This is a genomic window from Mycobacterium sp. (genome assembly GCF_035603715.1).
Classification (GTDB): domain Bacteria; phylum Actinomycetota; class Actinomycetes; order Mycobacteriales; family Mycobacteriaceae; genus Mycobacterium.
The window spans coordinates 1-18,355 of sequence record NZ_DATNJW010000221.1 but is presented as its reverse complement, the minus strand read 5'-3'; the positions used below and the strand labels follow the sequence as shown (position 1 = coordinate 18,355).

The following is an 18,355-nucleotide window of genomic DNA, read 5'->3' as shown; positions in this document are numbered from 1 at the left end:
CGTCAGTGGTGTCGGTCTCTGGCACTTCTTCGGTGACCGCCGCGGGGCCGGCGTTCGTCAGGTGAAGGTCGGTGAGGATTCTGGCGGCCACCGAATTGACACTTACGCCTCGGAGTAGCTCGAGCAGCGGCAGATCTATCGAGAACATCGCATTGACCCTGAGCCTGAATTCCATCGCCATCAAGGAGTCCAGACCGATGTCGTCAAGGGCGTCGTCGAGTCCGATATCGGCGACCCCGAGCTCGAACACAGCCGCGGCGATCTGTTGGACATGGCCGGCGACGATGTCGAGCCGTTCCGCGGGAGGACATGCCGAGAGGAAATCGAGTACCGACGAGTCCGAATCGCTTGCGTCGGCCAGTGTCTCGGGTGTGCCCAATTCGGCGAACATGGGCGGCAGCTGGCCGCCGAGGCCGGCGTGGCGGGCCCGCGCCCAGTCAGCACTGATCGCGATGACGTTGGGAATCTTTTGGTTGATGAGTCGATCGAGGATGCGGGTGCCGGCCGCGGGCGTGATGAGCTCGATCCCCCGCTGCGCGTAGATTTTTTCCAGCTTGAGCTCTTCGACCATACCCACTGACCATGGGCCCCAACCGATTGTGAGAGCGGGCAGACCCTGGGCCTGTCGGTAGTGCGCGAACGCATCGAGAAATGCGTTTGCCGCCGCGTAGTTGCCTTGTCCAGGAGACGCGATGACTGACCCCGCCGACCCGAACATCACGAAGAATTCCAGATCGGATTCGTGAAATACATTGTGGAGGACCTGGGCGCCCTTGATTTTCGGCGCCATAACTGTGGTGAAGTCGCCTTCGGTCATGTTCACCAGAAGCCGATCGTCGACAGATCCCGCGGCGTGAATGATTCCGCGTACCGGCCGGCCCCCGTCTCGGGCATGGCTAGTCAGCCACTCTTCGACCTGTTCGGTATCGGTGATGTCGACACTGGCGGTAGTTACTCGAGCGCCGAGCCGCTCAATCTTGCGGACCATGTCAACGGCCGCCCGATGCAGGTGGTCGTCGGGCAGTTGCGACCATTGCTCTCTCGGCGGGATCTCTGTTCGCGACAGCAGTGCAATATGACGTGCTCCGCGTTCGGCCAGGTAGGTAGCCACAACGCGGCCGAGAGCCCCGATTCCACCGGTAACGACGTAGGTCGCGTTGGGAGTGAGTTTGGTTGGGAAAGCTTGCGTCAGGCTCGTGCTCGCGCGGAGACGCGGGACGTAGGTCGCGCGGCCCCGGATGGCGATCTGATCCTCGCGATCCTCAGAGAGAATGTGCTCGCAGACGCGCGATGCAGACTCCATGTGGTCGTCGGCGTCGTCGATGTCGATCAGTCCGCCCCATCGGTTGACGAACTCTTGGTGGCCGACGACGCGCCCGAGCCCCCAAACCGTGGCCTGTTCGATGGCGAGTCTTTCGGTGCCACATGCCGGTTGCGCATTGGCCGTGATCACGTAAAGCCGCGGCGCCATGGTGTCGTGCTCCGCGAAGGCTTTGGCGAGATGCAGGATTGTGAAAACACCAAGATGGTCGTTCATTTCACCAGACGTCCCGGCGTGACTGCCGTCGGATTCGGCGCGCATGTCTAGCGGCCAGCAGTTGATGATGCCGCCGAGGTTACGTCCGTTTTCGAGTTGAGTTTGAATCAACTGGTTGAGTTGCTCGGGCCGCCGGGGGTTCAGCGCGTAGCCACCGTCAATCTTCGTCAGCGCGGTCACGGTTTGGTGCAGGACCACCCGCACGTGGTGGCCGCTGCGCCGCAATCGGTCGGCCACTGTTGTCCCGATGCCACCGCCGTCGAGGAAGACCAACCAGGACAGGCTCTCCGAGAACGGTGCCTCCTCAGCCTGATCGTTCTGGATCTTGGTGTGCTCGATCCACTGAATCTCGTACAGACCTTTGTCTACCCGCTCGGGTGACATAGTTGATGAAGCGGTCAGCGATCGCAGGGTGAAACCAGTGAATACGGCCAGCGAGACTCCGTCGTCGCCGAAGAGTGTTATGTCGCTTTCGATCTCGTCCTTGGTAGCCGACACCACCGAGATCTGCGCGGTCATGTGTTGTTCAGGCCTACGGTAGATGGCGCTGCGCCTGATTCGAGTGGGAAGGTAGGCGCCTTCATCTGCCTCGCGTCCAAGAAGCGTTGTGCCGATCAGAGTTTGGAGGGCCCCGTCGATGAGGGCCGGGTGGAATCGGTATTGATCGACATCGTCGGCGATCTGTCCGGGGATCATGATATCGGCGGTAGCCCAACCGTCTCCTGACGTGATGCCGGCAATGGTCTGGAATGCGGCACCGTAGGTGAACCCGACCGCTTGCGCCCTGGTGTAGAACTCGTCGCGATCAATGGCGTTAAGGGGCTTTGCGTGACGAGGCATCTTGGCTCGGTCAGCAGACCGCGCCAAGATGTTGAGTTCTGCAGTCGCTGCTATCGTCCATTTGACGTCACCTGCCGTTGTGGCCGTGAATGCGGCAAATTCCAGGGTTCCCGTATCGCGGTTGAGGGTGGTCCGCAGGATGGGATCGCAGGTTTCGTCCAGGATGACTGCGCGCAGAAGCACCAGGTTGTCGACGCTGTAATCAGTCGACCCGTAGGTGGCTTTAGCTGCCGCCAAGGCCATTTCGATGTATACGGCGCCGGGTACGAGAGTGCTCCCCTGCACCTCATGGTCGGCCAGGAAGGGCGCGGAGGCGGTACTCAACTCGACTTCCCAGGTCGGATGTACCCCGCTGACCGGCTGCCCCAGCAATGGATGCACCGGGTGGTAATGGAGGTCCTCGGCCGCTTCCTGAGTCTCGTTCCAGTAGCGCTTGGACTGCCACGGGTACAAAGGAAGTTTGAGAAGTCGCGCGCCATCGCGAGGGTAGAGCGCATCCCAGGCGACCGAATGACCGTGACAATGCAGCGCGCCAACGCAATTCATGAGCGTACGACTGTCGTCCTCGTTACGCCGCTGAGTCGCCAAGACGACGGCTTCGGTTTTGTGGGATGCGGCTATTTCGAAAAGTGATGCGGCGAGGACAGGATGCGGGCCCAGCTCGACAAAGTGGGTATATCCGTCATCGAGCATGCGGCGCACCGCAGGTTCGAAAAGAACTGTGGCACGGGTGTTTTGCCACCAATACGCGGTGGCGTCGGAATACCCGTCCAACCGTTCGCCGGTGACAGTGGAATACAGTGAAATCGCCGCCGCGCCGGTAGCCAGTTCCTCGCACGCGCTGGCCAGGTCGCCTTTGATGGCGTCCATGTAATGGGTGTGATAGGGGACGTTTCCGTTGAGAAATCTGTTGAAGATCTGCAGGTCGTCGAGTTGACCGGCGATATCGTCGAGGACGTCGCTATCACCGGCGACGGTCACTGTTGACGGGCCGTTGATCGCGGCGATCGATGCCCGCTGCCCGATTGCGTCGCGCGTTTTGGTGTCGATCTTCTCCACGAATGATTCGGCGCTGAGGCCAACCGCGAGCATGCGGCCCAGTCCACTGGTGCGTTGCTGCAGGCGGCTTCGGTGATAAATGACATGAATCGCTTGCTCGAAGGTCAAGACTCCGGCCAAATAATGGGCGGCTACTTCGCCGGCGCTGTGGCCGATCACCGCGTCCGGGGTGATCCCGTAGTGCTTCAACTGCTCGGCGAGCGCGACCTGAATGGCGAAGTTGGCGGGCTGCGCGACAGCTGTTTCGGCCATTCTCGAACAGGTTTCATCGGCCCGAAGTTCCTCGACCAGCGACCAGTTCGTGTGGCGGGACAACTCGCGATCGCTGCGCAGAATGCTGTCGGTGAACACGGGATACACATCGAGCAGGTCGCGGCACATCTGCCACCACTGCGGGCCCATGCCGGTACAGACAAATGCCAGCTTGGGTGCCGTCGGGCCGGTGCGGCTCGCAGAGATCTGCCCGCTGTTGGCGAGGGCTTGAAGCTGTTCTCTTGCATCGGTGATGCTGTCCGCGACAAGGGTTCGGCGATAGTTCAAATGTGTTCGGCGCCGACTGAGCGTGTAGCCAAGATCGAACAGTGTGACGTCAGGGTGTGCGCCCACATGCTCGGTCAGTTGACGGGCTGTGGCAACGAGCGCTTCCTCGGTGCGCGCCGAGATCGGCAAGACAGCAATGGGCAGTTGCTGAGAATGTTTCGAGCCGTTGGCCCCGAGCGGGGCGGGGGGCTCCGCGAGCACCACGTGGGCGTTGGTGCCGCCGAAGCCGAAAGAGTTGACGCCCGCCACCCGCCGCGTGCAGTCGGGGAAGGGGCGACCGGCTTGGGGGATATCGATACTCAGCTCCCCCAGCGGAATCTGATCGCTTGGATTGTGCAGATGCAGGTTCGCCGGAATGTATCCGTGTTTGAGTACCAACGCAGCTTTGATCAGTCCGGCGACGCCTGCGCCGGCCTCGAGATGGCCGATGTTGGTTTTGGCCGACCCGATGACGAGCGGGTTGGTTGGCGGACGTTCAGAGGCGAGTGCGTTGGCGAGAGCCCGAACCTCAACTGGGTCGCCGACCGGGGTTCCCGTGCCGTGTGCTTCCACATAACCGACGTCGTTGGGCTGAACCCGGGCCCGTCGCAAGGCGGACCTGATGGCTGCTTCTTGAGCTTCCGCGCTTGGCACGGTGATGCCGTCGGTGTGGCCATCCTGGGATACCGCTGAGCCGAGGATCTGCGCGTAGATGGCATCGCCGTCGCACAGCGCCTGGGCCAGGGGCTTGATCACGACGATAGCGCCACCTTCGCCCCGCGCGTAGCCGTCAGCGGACTGATCGAAGGCCTTGCATCGCCCGTCCGGTGCGAGAAACCCACTCTTGGATTCCGCGATCGCCGTGTTGGGTCCGATCATGATGTTGACGCCGCCGGCGAGTGCCAGGTCGCATTCGCCGTTCCAGAGGCTCTGCGCTGCAAGGTGTACCGCGACGAGCGAGCTCGAGCATGCAGTGTCGACGGTCATGCTGGGTCCGCGGAAGTCGAAGGCGAACGAGATCCGGTTCGCCAGCATCGTCATCATCATTCCGGTAGCGGAATGGGTTTTGAATCGGTAACGGCTTGTGCGGCCTTGGTTTTGGAGAAGTTGATAGTCGAGGGTGAAGCCGCCTACAAAAACCCCGACGTCAGTGCCGGCGACACTATCGGCGGATATCCCGCCGTCTTCTAGTGCTTCCCATGTGGTCCGCAGCAAGAGGCGCTGCTGGGGATCGACCAAGTTCGCCTCGCGAGGCGAGATGCCGAAGAACTGCGGATCGAACTGATCAATTTCGCTGAGGAACCCGCCTCGGCGGGTGGCCATCTTGCCCGCCTTGTTCGGGTTCGGATCATGGTATTTGGCCGCATTCCAGCGTGTTTCGGGAACGACACAGGTAGCGTCGGTTTCACTACGCAATAGATCCCAGTAGCGGTCCGGGGTGAGGGCGCCGCCGGGAAAGTGGCAGCCGATCCCGACGATCGCGAGTGGCTTGTTAAGGCCTTGTTCGGCAGGGGTGTTCAACTTATCGACCTAACCACCAGTGATTCATCAATGCCCGGACCGCCGGTCAGAATGGATGTGTGGCCTGCTCAACTGAATTCGAGTTCGGGAGCGGTTCGGACGATCCACTCCTGGCTGAGCGGGTCGCCGTCTTGCTCCTGGCGATAGGTGGATCGGAGTTCTCGAAGAAGGGAGTCTCGCTGCCACGCCTGTACTTGCTGCATGACATCGTCGTCGGAAAATTCGCGACACTTATCTGTGAGTATCGTTTCGATCAGTTGGCCTGCCAGCTGACGGAGCATCCGCACGTTTGCATCGAATTGTGCCGCGAAGTCCGACGCTTTTCCCATCATCGCGGTGTGCAGCGTCACCATGAAGTTGTGCCGCGAGTACAGATCGACGAATTGCGCAGAAGGACGAGTGTTCTCGACCGAAGCCCACTCCCGAAAGAACCGCTGCATCCGGTTGCTCAACTCGATAAGGCCTTCCAGGTGTGGAACCACCCCGGGGTCGTCGGCGACACTGACGAATCGGCCGTTGCTGTACATCAGGCCTAAGAAGCCCCAGTAGAACGCGATGTCCCAGATCACCTTCGCCGTCATAACAGCCGGCGAGCCCATGAGTTTGTACTGGTTGCAGTAGATGTTGAGCCACATTTCGGTGAGCGACCGGAACAGCGAGTCGTTTATGCCAGACCGTGCGACGACATTCTCACCGTCGAGATCGCGGGTGATCAGGTCGGTGATCAGGCCGTTGCCGATCGCGACGAGGTCCAGCCCAGATGAGTACAGCGGGTCGAGGAAGACGCCTGCGTCGCCGGTGAGGCACCATCGGCTCTGTGCGTCATACACTTTCGTGGCGCCGTGGCTGTACTTCTTCATCACCCGGAAGTCTTTGATCAGGTGTTCGTGCCGTGCCAGGACGGCCGCACACTGCGGTTCGTGTTCGGTAAGCCACGCCCGGGCTTTGGCGAGAGTGTTGAAATCGCTAAACGGATGGAAGGCGGGATCGGCGACAATGCCGACGCTGGTGGCCCCGGACGCGAGTCGGATCAACCACACCCAGTAGCCCTCGCCCATCAGGTGATTGGTGGACATCGCCCGGTCGCCTTCAACGAGTCGTGCCTGCCAGCTCGGGTCGGCGCTCCACTGGCCGATGTCGATTTCGGTCGCAACCCGCAGCCAAACGGCGTTGCAGTGGTGTTCGTTGCTGCGTTTGAGGTCCAATTGGCGGGGCAGCGCCCGGTTGCGTCCAGAAGCATCGACCACCCAACGTGCCGAGGTGGAACTGGTGGTTTCGCCGTGCTGAACGAGAACAGTATGGGGTTGCCCTCCGAAGCCGAGCTCGACAGATGTGACTCGCCCAGAGGTGATTTCGACACCTTCCGACAGGCAGCGTCGATTCAGCTCGTTCTCCAGCCTGGCTCGGTCGATTTGGTAGGTGACCTGAGGGGTGAAAGAGGAGCTGCCGAGTTCCATCCGCTGTGCGATGTCGGCATTACCGTCGTGCGAAAAGAACATTCGCAGACCCATTTTGCGTAACTGCGAGGTATTCAGGTGGTCGGCCAACTCGAGGCGGTCCCGGAGGTACTGCGCGGCGATCTCGACTGTGGACTCGCCGACGGTGTGGGTGATCTCTGGTATCGGGTGGGCGTGTGGCTCGATGATGAGAAGGCGCGATCCCGGTCTGGTACGCCGAAGCTCAAGTGCCAATGTGAGCGCCGCGACGCCCCCTCCGATGATGGCCACATCGTGATCCGAATGAGCGGTGTCGTCCTCCACCAGACGCATTTTGATCTTTTGTGCCAGCGCTGCGCGTGCCTCCGGGCTCAGTTGTGACAGCTGCGCGTGTACGTCCACAAGTCCCTCCCGCTGTTCGGATAGGACAGTTACTTAACATTTAAGAAGCTACACTAATCCGGGTCTCTGGCAAGCGGAGAAGCGAAGAGTCAGGCGAACCTCGAGGACATACCCCATGCCCGCAGCAACAGCCGCCCATTTCTTCTTGGAACTGGCCGTCATTCTCATTGCCTGCCGTGTGGTGGGTCTGGCGTCACAGCGCCTCGGCCAGCCACAAGTCGTCGGTGAAATGGTTGCGGGCGTCCTACTCGGCCCTTCGCTGCTGGGTCGGGTCGCCCCCGACGTCCAGCACCACCTTTTTCCGCCAGGGCCGTCGAACGTCGTGCTGTACACCGCCGCGCAGATCGGCTTGGTCCTCTACATGTTCCTGATCGGACTCAACTTCGACGTCAACCTGATCAAGCATCGGGTCAGCACCGCGGTCGCGGTCTCCGCAGCGGGCATCCTCACGCCGCTGGCGCTGGGTGCGTTGATTGCTGCGCCTCTGCTCGCGAGCGGAACCTACTTCGACAAGAGTGTCACGCTCACGATGGCGATGATGTTCCTGGGGGCGTCGATCGCGACGACCGCATTTCCCATGCTGGCTCGAATCATCTACGAAAGAGGGCTTTCCGGAACGCCTTTGGGAACGCTCGCATTGGCGTGTGGCGCAACCGACGACGCGCTGTCCTGGTGCATTCTGGCAACGGTGCTCGCAATACACCGCGGCAGCATCGCCGTCGCGGCTACCGCAATCATCGGCGGAATCTTGTATACGTTGCTGCTCTTGACAATTGGGCGCAAACTGTTGCGCGGCCTCGGGGCTGTATCCGAACGCCACAACGCGATCACCGCACCGGTGCTGAGCACAGTCCTGATCCTGCTCATGGCCTGCGCCTGGCTTACTGACACCGTCGGCATCTACGCGATCTTCGGCGCTTTCATCCTTGGCGTCGCCATGCCTTCCGGTTTCTTCGCCCAGCGCCTGACCGCCAACCTCGAGCCGCTCGTCACCACATTTCTGCTGCCGCTGTTCTTCGTCTATTCCGGGCTCAACACGCAGATCGGCTTGTTGAACAGCCCGAAGCTGTGGGCGGTAACGCTCGGAATTCTCGTGGTGTCGATTGCGGGCAAAGGAATCGCATGCACGCTCGCGGCGCGGCTGCGAAGGGTTCCATTGCGCGAGTCTGTCGCGCTGGGCTCGCTGATGAATGCGCGCGGACTCATTGAACTCATCCTGCTCAACATCGGACTCCAAGCCGGCATCATCACCCCCACGCTGTTCAGCATTCTTGTCCTCGTCGCTATCGTCACCACACTCATGGCCACACCGGTGTTCGAGTGGGTCTACGGACGGCACCGCGAGAATCTTGAGAACGATTCGCCGGAACCTGTCCGCGAGGGGACCGTGTCTGCCGCGGCGAGCTGATGCGCAGCGCTTCTGACCTTGGCCCGGAGCCCCGCCGCTACTCGGCGTGACTTACGGCGTCTAGGCGCTCGTTCACCCGAGCCAGCGCCTCGTCGAAAACCTCCACCTTTTCTCCGCGCTTTTCGTTGGCCGGCTGGGCGGCGCCGCGGGCACCTTCGGCCTCGACGCGCGCCGCACCCTGGCGGCGTAGCAAGCTGAAGTTCTTCTCGCGTGCCTGCCTGAGCCGGTTCTGCAGATCTTTCAACGACTTCGCGTCCATGCGGGCCAGAGCGTCGGGATGAGCCTCGGCGATCAACGAGTTTTCCTGCGGGGTTAGGTTCACGTGGTGGTTGCTCACCTTTGATTCATAGCCCGGGCCGGCCACACTGTTCGACGAATCGCCGGAAGGCATCTCGAACCGTCACGCCGCGGCCATGTCGAATTCACGTCAGCAGACGATGGCCATGGACAGGACTATTTTGCCGGCCATCGAGGTTGGAACGGCAGGTTAGCGATCGGCAGGGAGGAGGCAACGATGACGAGCGCGTACCAGGCGTCGCTGTTCGACGACGATGAAGCCGACACCCCTGCCATCCATCCCGACGCGTTCGAATCCTCCACACTCCACCGGCTCGACGAGCACTCATCGATCACCCACGTGCCCAGGTTCCTCACCGGACATCATCGGCTCCTCGCCGAGCTGGCCACCCTCGACGTGTGGGAACAGCGTCAGCGCTGGATGTTCGACCGCCGGGTCGAGGAACCGCGGCTCACCGGTGAATACCTGGATTTGAGCGTGGCACCTGTGCTGCTGGCAGAGCTGGCCGGCACGCTCAGCGAGCGTCTCGGGGTACCGTACGACCGGATCTGGATGAACTGGTATCGGGACAACCACGACGGAACAGGCTGGCACGCCGATCGCCCGGCGCATAAGGCGCCGACGGCAGTCGTACCCGTGCTCAGCCTAGGTGCGCCGCGCAGGTTCCTGGTCCGTCAGTTCGGCGGCGGGCCCAGCACGGTGTTCACCCCCGATGGCGGGGACCTGATCATCATGCAGGGCCGCTGCCAGCGCGACTGGCAACATTGCGTGCCTAAGCAGAAGGCCCCGGCCGGGCCGCGGATGAGCCTAAACTTCTCCAGCGTCACCCAATCCTGATCGCAACAACTGAAAACCCGCCGGATAGTCCGAAAGGTCAACGATGACTGAGGCTTACGTTCTTGGTGGAGTGCGCACACCGTTCACCCGCTACGGCGGCACATTGTCGGGCATCCGCACCGATGAGCTACTCGGCATGACCATGAAAGGCGCGTGCGAGCGCGTCGGCGTTCCCATGGAGGCGGTCGAGGACATCATCGCTGGCTGCGTCAACCCGGCCCACGAGGGGATGGGCGATATCGCCCGTTGGGCGGCGCTGGCCGTGGGATTCCCCGACTCCGTCGCCGGGGCGACCCTCAACCGGTACTGCGGCTCGTCGCTGAGCGCCTTGGTCAGCGTCAGCCATTCCATCAAAGCCGGTGATCTTGGAGTCGGGATCGCCTGCGGGGTCGAATCGATGTCACGGTCGGGATGGGCGTTGATGAAAGGCGAGGCGCCGTTTAGCCCACGAGGCCCGGTGCTCATGCTCGACACCATGTGGTCCGGGGCAGGCGGGCCGCCCAACCCGGCGCTGCTGGCGCGCAACGCCTACATCAGCATGATCGAGACCGCGCAAAACGTCGCCGACCGTTACTCGTTGAGCCGCAAGGAGATCGACGCTTTTGCGCTGCGGTCCCAGCAGCACGCCAAGGCCGCACGCGACCGTGGCCGATTCGCCAAAGAAATCATGAGCGTGCCCATCCCGGCGACGAAGAAAACCCCCGCGCGGTTGGCTGAGCACGACGAATTCATCCGCGACGACACCACCGCCGAAACGCTCGCCGCACTGCCTGTGCAACCAGGCACCACCCAGATGACCGCAGCCAACTCCACTCCCCTCACCGACGGAGCCAGCGCCGTCGTCGTCGCCTCCGGCGAGAGAGCGGCCGAACTCGGAGTTGAGCCACTGGCCCGGGTGGTTTCCAGCGCCGTCTACGGGATCGATCCACTCGTCATGGGGCTGGCGCCGGCGTGGGCCATCCCGATGGCCATCCGCCGTGCGGGCCTGACCCCTGAGCAGATCGACGTTTGGGAGGTCCATGAAGCATTCAGCGCCCAGGCTCTCGGCGTCTTGCGCGAACTGCCAAACCAGCTCGACGGCTTCGTCGTTCCCGACGACAAGCTGACACCGAACGGCGGCGCCGTTGCGATAGGACATCCGTTCGGCGCCACAGGAACCCGCTACGTACTCACCTTGGCCACCGAACTACATGAGCGCGGTGCGCGCTACGGCGTCATAGGCGTGTGCATTGGATCGGGCCAAGGCGTCGCCGTCGTACTAGAAAATCCCGCGGCTAAGTAGCGCTTCCGGCGCCCAATCCGCCCGTCATCGCCGGTCTGGCCGATCGGCACGGCGCGTAATCCGCTGGATAAGTAATGGTCATCCACGCGTTGAAATCGGACAAGAAAATGGCGCCGATCTGTACGAGGATGACGCCATGCGATTTCTTGTCATGCTTGCGGGCTTCGCCACGGTGCTCGGCGTGGCCACGCCGGCCCAGGCCGATCCGGGCAGTTCGGGGCCCGACGCGAGCTTTTTGGCGGCACTCACCAAGGCCGGCATCACCTACCAGGACCCAACTGTCGCCGTCGCGGTCGGCAAAGAGGCATGCGAACTGATGAACCAGGGCAATCCCCAAGCTGTCGTCATCAGCAGCGTGTCGTCGAGCAATCCTGGATTTAACGCCGACGGAGCCGCCCAGTTCACCATGATCGCCGCGAGCGCTTACTGCCCTCAGCACATGGGTCAACAGATCACGCAGGCCTCGCCAACTCCCCTACCGCCGCAGCGACAGCCCACGCCGGGAGTCGGGTAGGCCGAGCCGGCAGCCCGCGCCAGGCGAAGTGGCCGCCGGGCGACCACTGGCAACGACACGCCGCGAGCGAGGGTAGGTCAATGACGACGAGCGAAGACCCGAAGGCCACAAGCCAGGCCACGAGCGGAGCGCCAGAGGCCGAGCCCGAACCCCCGAAGCCACCACGTCCGAAACACGGCGGCGTCATGCAATCCCTGACCGCGCTGTGTGTGCGGTATGTCGAACGCCTGATGCCCGACCCGTACCTGTTCGCCGTCATCCTCACCGTCATCGTCGCCGCGCTGGTCGCCTTTTTGGTGAACGGCGCCTCGTCCAGCGGCATGCTCAAGGCGTGGTATGGCGGTGTGTGGGGATCGCAGAACATCTTCACGTTCGCCTTCCAGATGGTCCTCATCCTGGTGACGGGCTACACGCTCGCCGAGGCGCCGGTCCTGAAGCGGGCCATCGTCTCCATCGCCGGCAAGCCGAAGAACCAGGTCCAGGGAGCCCTTCTCTGCTTTGGCGTGAGCGCTGTTCTCTCCCTGCTGAACTGGGGACTCGGGCTGGTAGCAGGCGCGCTGGTCGCCCGGCAGGTCGCGAAGCGCTTTACCGAGGCGCATTTCGGCTACCTCATCGCGGCGGCGTTCATGGGCTTCATCGTCTGGACGCAGGGACTCTCGTCGTCGATTGCGCTGGCGAACACGGACAACGGCAGCCCGATCAACGTGATCCACAAATTGACCGGCATCACGGTGCCACTGAAACTGACGATCTTTGAGCCCTATAGCTGGCTGTCGGTGATCGTCGTGCTGGCGCTACTCGCGCTGGCGATCTGGCGCATGGAGCCTGCCCAGAGCCTCGCGCCCGATGCCGCCGTGTTCGAGGACGAGGACCAGCCCGAGGTTAGGGCCGAGGGCAAGAAAACGTTTGCTGAGTGGCTGGAGAACTTGTGGATCCTGAATGTTCTCGTGTTCGCCGCGGGCATCACCTACTTTTGCATCAGCGGTTTCGCGCTGAACATCTCATCGATGATCATGTTGTTCACGATCACCAGTGCGTTGCTGCACCGCACGCCGATCCGGTTCATCCGGGCATTCACCGGCGCCGCGAAAGTGTCCGGTCCACTGCTGCTGCAGTATCCGCTGTATGGCGGCCTGGTCGGCCTGCTGGGCTATCTGCCCTCGCACGCGGCTCATGGGGCCAAGCCGCTGCAGACGCTGCTGGCCCAGACCGTCGTGAGCGGCGCGACCCAGTACACGCTGCCGTTCCTGACCTTCATCGGCTCATTGGTCATCAGCCTGTTCGTGCCGTCGGGTGGCGGGCACTGGGCCGTGCAGGGCCCGATCGCGGTCGACGCGGCGCTGGCGATCGGGCAACGCTCGCCGGCCTACCTCGGGTTGATCTCGATGGCGGTCGCCGTCGGCGAGGGAGTGGCGAACATGATCCAGCCGTTCTGGTTACTCCCCCTGCTCGCGATCGCAAAGCTCAATGTCCGTCAGGTGATGGGCTTTACGATCGTCGCATTCGTGATCGGGTTGGTCGTGTTGGGTGCAACCACTCTGATCGCGCCCTACATCATTTGACGCCGCTTCCAGCGGACTATGTGGAGCTGGCCCGACCGCCGTCGAGCTAGCTAGGAACTTGCGCTTTCGCCGCCTCGAGATTTGGATACGGGTGCCAGAAGACGTATTGCTTCGGCTGTCCCGGCTGGATCCTTCTGACAACCAGCACGAACTGGTCTTCGTCCTGGAAGACGCGGGACTCAAGCTCGCCTTTCGTTTTGCTCCAGAGCTCGACCAGCCCGGTCGTCTTTTCGCGCTCCATACCTTCCTATATACGCCGCGAGGATAGAACATGGAGCCGGCCAGCTCAGTGACTTACTCGTACGGCGGAAGCTCGCCTTGATGGCGTGGACAGTAAACCTTCACCGATGCGGTGACGAACCTAATTGCGGTTCGCCTAACGCGGTCGGCGTATAGGTGTAAAGCCGGATTTTCCCCATACCCACGGTTCATCTCTTCGTTGACCATGGCGTCGACCGGGGTGCCGCCGTTGAGTTGGCCACAAATTTGCTGTGCCCGGGCGACGACACCAGGCACCTCACCGTCATCTACAGGTGGAATTTGTTCTTGTGCGAGCAGCGCCAGAAACTGATCCTGCTGGCTTGGGTCGGCGCCTGCCGCGCCGGCGCAAATAATGGCGGCGGTCAGCACCATCGAGGCGCTAACCAGAGCGCGTGCAAGGCTGGTGATGCCGATGCGCACGGCAGTCATGCCTTCGCCTTTGGTCTGCTTGCCCATGAGCCGCGAGCTTACCCGATATTAGCTCTTCAAGATTTCTCCGAAACTGTCTCTGATCTGCTATTTCTCTGGCGAACCTGCCCCCTGGGTGATCGCAGCGGCGGGAAGTCGTTGCGCAGGTCGGGGTGGCACAGCTGGACCACCCGTTCGGGCCGGGGCAGATCGCGCAGCGGATAGGTGCCAAGGTCGGTCAGCAAAACACCGGGCGGGAGCTGGTCGACAACCAACGGTTCGGTCGCACCCGACAACACTGTTTGCCCGCCATGGGCCAGGTCACGCAATCGTGCGGTCCGGTTGATCGTCGGTCCGATGTAGTTGCCTTCGTCGCGCAGCCGCACCTCGCCGGTGTGTACCCCGATGCGTAAGTTGATCGGGGCCAGCGACGCACGCTGTAGATCGAACGCGCAGGCCACCGCATCTGAAGCACGAGCGAATGCGATCACGAAGCTGTCGCCTTCGCCTTGCTCGACCGGGCGGACTCCGTCGTGCGCCGCGATCGCGGCAGTCACCGCCTGGTCGAGGAGCGCGACAGCGGCGGTCATTTCGTCGGGGTGGGTCTCCCACAGCCGAGTCGAGCCCTCGATGTCGGCCAGCAGCAAAGTGACCGTTCCGGTCGGCAGCGCGCTCACGCCCAACTCGCCCCAGTTCAGCGGCGACGCATCCACCCATCGGCCAAGCTCGCCCATGCTCGCCAGCATGCGGTGATGCGTATCGCAGAACATCAGCGAAACTGCTAATACTGCGCGCAGCCGGATGCGTATACGCCCGGGCATGGCTACTCCTCTCGGCTGGAGCAGTGGAACGGAGTGGAACATTCTGTTGCAGCGCATAATTCAGGTACGCAGTGTGCGGATGGCTGCAGATCGTTGTGAAATCATTAGCGCTTCTGCGTCTCGACCCATTGACGGCGGCTTCAGCCCTGTCGAATGAGGTCTGCGCCACGTTCGGCGATCGCGTAGACCGTGGCCAATGTGTTGTTCGACGGGATCGTCGGCATCACCGATGCGTCGACCACCCGAAGCCCGCTGATCCCGTGCACCCGCAGATCGCTGTCCACGACGGATTTTTCCGTGTCGCCAATCGCGCAAGTGCCCGCGTAGTGGAAGTAGGACGTCGTTGAGGCCTGGATGAAGCTGCGCAGGGCAACTTCATCCTTCGCTTCGGGCCCTGGCGCGAATTCTTCGGCACGCCAGTCCTTTAAGGCGGGGGCTGTACCGATATCGCGGGCAATCTCCAACCCCTCGAGCATGGTGACCATGTCGCGGTCGTCGCCGAAGTAATTCGGGTCGACCACCGGCAGCAGATCGGGTGCGGGCCCGGCCAGCCGGACGCTTCCGCGACTATAGGGCAGCAAGACCGACACCCCGATCAAAAAGCTGTTAGGCATGTCGACGCCGGTGACCGCAGCGGTGTCGACGAAGATCAGCTGAATGTCGGGCGCTGCGCGAGTAGCCGCGCTCGAACGGAGCAGACCGATGATCTCGCCGTGGTTGCGTGTACCGGTCGGAACTGGTCGCCTGGCCGCATAGATGATGCCGCTCAACGGGTGGTCCTGAAGATTCGCGCCGACGCCGGGTAGGTCTGCCGTCACGTCGACGCCGACGTTGCGCAGATGAGCCTGTGGTCCTATCCCGGAAAGCATCAACACCTGGGGCGACCCGATAGCGCCCGCGGCCAGGATCACCTCGTCCGCCGCGACCACGACGGGACCGGCGCCGGTGTCGTACTCCACCCCGGTGCAACGCCCCCTCGCCAGGATGACGCGATGAACTAATGCGTTCGAAACCAAATCGAGGTTGGGCCGCCGCAATGCGTCGGCGAGATAGCCGTCTGCCGCACTGTGCCGTTTACCCTCGACGATGGTCAGATCGGCGGGGCCGAAGCCAAGCTCGACTCCGCCGCTGACATCGGCCGCCAATCGGTGACCACGCTGCGATGCTCCGCACAGGAGGTCACGCAGTACCTCGTTGGGCCGATCGGCCGGCGCCACGACAATCGGCCCGGCCACGCCCCTCAGTGCCGGATCACCATGGGCAGCAGTCTCGCTGCGCCTGAAGTACGGCAGCAGGTCGTCGAAGGACCAGCCCTTGGCGCCGGCGTCCGACCACGCGGCGTAGCTGTCATGGTGCCCGCGGGCGAACAACATCGCATTGATCGCTGACGACCCACCCACGCCCCGGCCACGGCCGATGAGCGGCGTCGTTCCCGTCGCGGCTTGCATCGCCATCGGGCCAGCCCAATTGGCCGGCGTGTGCAGCAACGTCGGCCAGTCCGGCGGGTTCGCGCAGGCTGCAGGGACGCTTCCGGCGCCCGCCTCGAGTAGCAACACCCGTACGGCGTCATCCTCCGAGAGTCGCCCGGCGAGAACGCAGCCGGCTGTTCCGGCACCCACGATGACGACGTCATACGCGTCCGAAGCTTTCAAAATCATAATTCCCTCCCACGACCACGCACGATCCGTGTTTCCGGTGATAACGCGTAGAACGTATCATCGATACTCTACTGTTATCAATAATCTGTTACCGTTGGAAACATGACCGAAATATCCAGCGCTTCCCCCTCCACGTCGGACCGGGCCTTGCGCGCCGCCGCCCACCTGCTCGAGACGGGTGGTGTTGAGGCGGTCTCCACTCGTGCGGTGGCTGCGGCCGCAGGCATCCAGCCGCCGACCTTGTATCGACAATTCGGCGACAAGGAGGGCCTGCTCGACGCCGTTACCAGCTTCGTCCTGCGGGAGTACCTAGCCGACAAGCGTCGCCTCCTCGCGGAGTCCGGCGATCCGGTGACCGATCTGCGTGGACTCTGGGATCAGCACGTCGAGTTCGGTTTCACACGCCCGGATTGCTATCAGCTCACATATGGCAGGGGCCGTCCCGGGGTAACGCCGTCTGCAGCGCGGGAAACCATCGGCCTACTGCAACAGGTCATCTGCCGGCTCGCCGATCAGGGCTACCTACGAATGAGTGTCGAGCGGGCGACTCAACTGTTCCATTCTTGCGGCGTGGGTTTCGTCATGACGCAGATCGTGGTGCCGCCGCCCGAGCGAGACCCACGGTTGTCGGCCATCGCTCGAGAGAATGCGCTTTCGGCCATCGCCGACGTCGATAATCGGCGGCCCCATGACGGCGCATCCGCAGAGATACGCGGGCGCGCCGCGGCGCTCAGGGAGGCCATCCGCGACGGTGATGCACCCCCGCTAACCGACGCGGAGCACACCCTCCTCACCGAGTGGCTCACCGAATTAGCCGACCAGGACGAAAGAGTTGGGCCTCAAGTCAAGTCTGGATAGCCCTGATGCTCGCACGAGCCGGTCATTCAACCAATAGAACGGATGTTGCTAGAGACAGGCCGAACGTAGGAGAGAGCGATGCCGATCCCCACGGTCTTGGAAGTACGGTTCGAGATAAATGCCCATGTGGCCGCGTCTGGCTTGGATATGGACATTAGGTGCGACATTGTATGATCACATCAACAGAATTGTTCTACTACCTGGGAGTATTCAATCGTCATTGACGTTCAGCAGGAGCTGGTCATACGCTTTGACAAAATACGTCCGTAGGCCCGTCTAGGTAGGCGGGATTGGAAGGCGAGTCATCCGATGAACGCGAACAGCACCGCTCCCACTGTCTTCGACGGTGGCCTACCCACGTTTAGCTACGACCTCAGCGCCACTCCGCATGACGTCGTCGAGGACGTCCGAAACGCGCAATCGAGTTCACCTATCGCAATCGGGCCTCTCGGTCCGGAAATCCTGTCCTATGAGATGGCTCGTGACATATTGCGCGACAACAGATTCCGCCTACCACCCGGTGTCACCCTGGCGGCGCAAGGCGTCACGTCGGGGCCGTTGTTCGACAAAATGGCGAACAGCCTCCTTGGCCTAGACGGTGCGTCGCATGCCCGGTTGCGCAAGCTGGTATCCAGGGCGTTCACACCCCGGGCGACATCACGTCTCCAAGAGACGATCCACGACGTGGTCAACGGGCTGATCGACCAGGTCATGGACGCCGGACGCTGCGACGTCGTGACCGACATCTCGTATCAGTACCCGACCCCGATCATCTGCGCGCTGCTCGGTGCGCCACGCAAAGATTGGCAGCTATTCGCGGACTGGACCGAAGAGATTTTCAAGGCCCTCAACTTTCAGCCTGACGTCACCTTCGACGAGGCCGCGATCATGCGCGCATGGGGCGAACTCGACGCCTACGTCGACGACATGGTCGCAGCCCGCCGAGACCACCTCACCGATGACTTACTGTCGGAGCTCATTCGCGCCGAAAGCGACGGCGACCGGCTGAATCTCGACGAACTCCGCATGCTGGCGGCCGGATTCCTCATGGCGGGAACAGACACGACGCGAAACCAACTGTCGGCGTCAGTGCAGGTGCTCTGCGAGCACCCGGACCAATGGGCAAAGCTGCGC

13 protein-coding genes and 1 pseudogene are annotated in these 18,355 nt (G+C 62.4%); 7 read left to right on the top strand and 7 right to left on the bottom strand.

Annotated features, from left to right (window positions below; translation table 11 throughout):
• Together VN856_RS09305 and VN856_RS09300 are read right to left on the bottom strand one after the other, a co-directional pair.
• The coding region (locus VN856_RS09305; protein ID WP_325688245.1) for a type I polyketide synthase at positions 1–5,476 on the bottom strand (5,476 nt) is incomplete at its 3' end.
• 68 nt (positions 5,477–5,544) lie between these two features.
• The gene (locus VN856_RS09300) at positions 5,545–7,245 is read right to left on the bottom strand and encodes an NAD(P)/FAD-dependent oxidoreductase (RefSeq protein WP_414686911.1); all 1,701 of its coding nucleotides are present in this window, start codon (positions 7,243–7,245) and stop codon (positions 5,545–5,547) included.
• A gap of 184 nt (positions 7,246–7,429) precedes the next feature.
• On the opposite strand from VN856_RS09300, the gene VN856_RS09295 reads away from it, so the two are divergent.
• Entirely contained in the window at positions 7,430–8,722 is a 1,293-nt protein-coding gene (locus VN856_RS09295) for a cation:proton antiporter (protein ID WP_325688242.1), read from the top strand.
• Positions 8,723–8,759: 37 nt separating this feature from the next.
• Here the strand turns inward: VN856_RS09295 and VN856_RS09290 are convergent, their stop codons facing one another.
• Positions 8,760–9,059: a hypothetical protein gene (locus VN856_RS09290; protein WP_325688240.1), complete on the bottom strand. Its 300-nt coding sequence runs from the start codon at positions 9,057–9,059 to the stop codon at positions 8,760–8,762.
• 177 nt (positions 9,060–9,236) lie between these two features.
• On the opposite strand from VN856_RS09290, the gene VN856_RS09285 reads away from it, so the two are divergent.
• The 4 genes from VN856_RS09285 to VN856_RS09270 all read left to right on the top strand — a co-directional run bounded on the left by VN856_RS09285 (position 9,237) and on the right by VN856_RS09270 (position 13,215).
• Positions 9,237–9,857 (top strand): alpha-ketoglutarate-dependent dioxygenase AlkB, encoded by a 621-nt coding sequence (locus VN856_RS09285; RefSeq protein WP_325688238.1) that lies wholly within the window; start codon positions 9,237–9,239, stop codon positions 9,855–9,857.
• A gap of 43 nt (positions 9,858–9,900) precedes the next feature.
• On the top strand, positions 9,901–11,139 hold the full coding sequence (locus tag VN856_RS09280; RefSeq protein ID WP_325688236.1) for a thiolase family protein: 1,239 nt from the start codon (positions 9,901–9,903) through the stop codon (positions 11,137–11,139).
• Positions 11,140–11,275: 136 nt separating this feature from the next.
• Complete coding sequence (locus VN856_RS09275) at positions 11,276–11,653, top strand: DUF732 domain-containing protein (RefSeq protein WP_325688234.1); 378 nt, start codon at positions 11,276–11,278, stop codon at positions 11,651–11,653.
• 185 nt (positions 11,654–11,838) lie between these two features.
• Positions 11,839–13,215: a TIGR00366 family protein gene (locus tag VN856_RS09270; RefSeq protein ID WP_325688246.1), complete on the top strand. Its 1,377-nt coding sequence runs from the start codon at positions 11,839–11,841 to the stop codon at positions 13,213–13,215.
• A gap of 46 nt (positions 13,216–13,261) precedes the next feature.
• Here VN856_RS09270 and VN856_RS09265 read toward each other — a convergent pair whose 3' ends face one another.
• The 4 genes and pseudogenes from VN856_RS09265 to VN856_RS09250 form a co-directional block, all read right to left on the bottom strand.
• Positions 13,262–13,456: a hypothetical protein gene (locus VN856_RS09265; protein ID WP_325688232.1), complete on the bottom strand. Its 195-nt coding sequence runs from the start codon at positions 13,454–13,456 to the stop codon at positions 13,262–13,264.
• Between the two features lie 53 nt (positions 13,457–13,509).
• Positions 13,510–13,932: a DUF732 domain-containing protein gene (locus tag VN856_RS09260; RefSeq protein WP_325688230.1), complete on the bottom strand. Its 423-nt coding sequence runs from the start codon at positions 13,930–13,932 to the stop codon at positions 13,510–13,512.
• A 92-nt stretch (positions 13,933–14,024) separates the two neighbouring features.
• Positions 14,025–14,630 (bottom strand): annotated as a pseudogene (locus tag VN856_RS09255) (adenylate/guanylate cyclase domain-containing protein); the annotation flags it as partial.
• 215 nt (positions 14,631–14,845) lie between these two features.
• Complete coding sequence (locus VN856_RS09250) at positions 14,846–16,363, bottom strand: GMC family oxidoreductase (protein WP_325688228.1); 1,518 nt, start codon at positions 16,361–16,363, stop codon at positions 14,846–14,848.
• Between the two features lie 102 nt (positions 16,364–16,465).
• Here VN856_RS09250 and VN856_RS09245 point away from each other — a divergent pair, with 102 nt between their 5' ends.
• Both VN856_RS09245 and VN856_RS09240 read left to right on the top strand, forming a co-directional pair.
• Complete coding sequence (locus tag VN856_RS09245) at positions 16,466–17,221, top strand: TetR/AcrR family transcriptional regulator (protein ID WP_325688227.1); 756 nt, start codon at positions 16,466–16,468, stop codon at positions 17,219–17,221.
• A gap of 309 nt (positions 17,222–17,530) precedes the next feature.
• Positions 17,531–18,355 (top strand): cytochrome P450 (locus VN856_RS09240; RefSeq protein ID WP_325688225.1); only part of this gene is annotated, 825 nt, incomplete at its 3' end.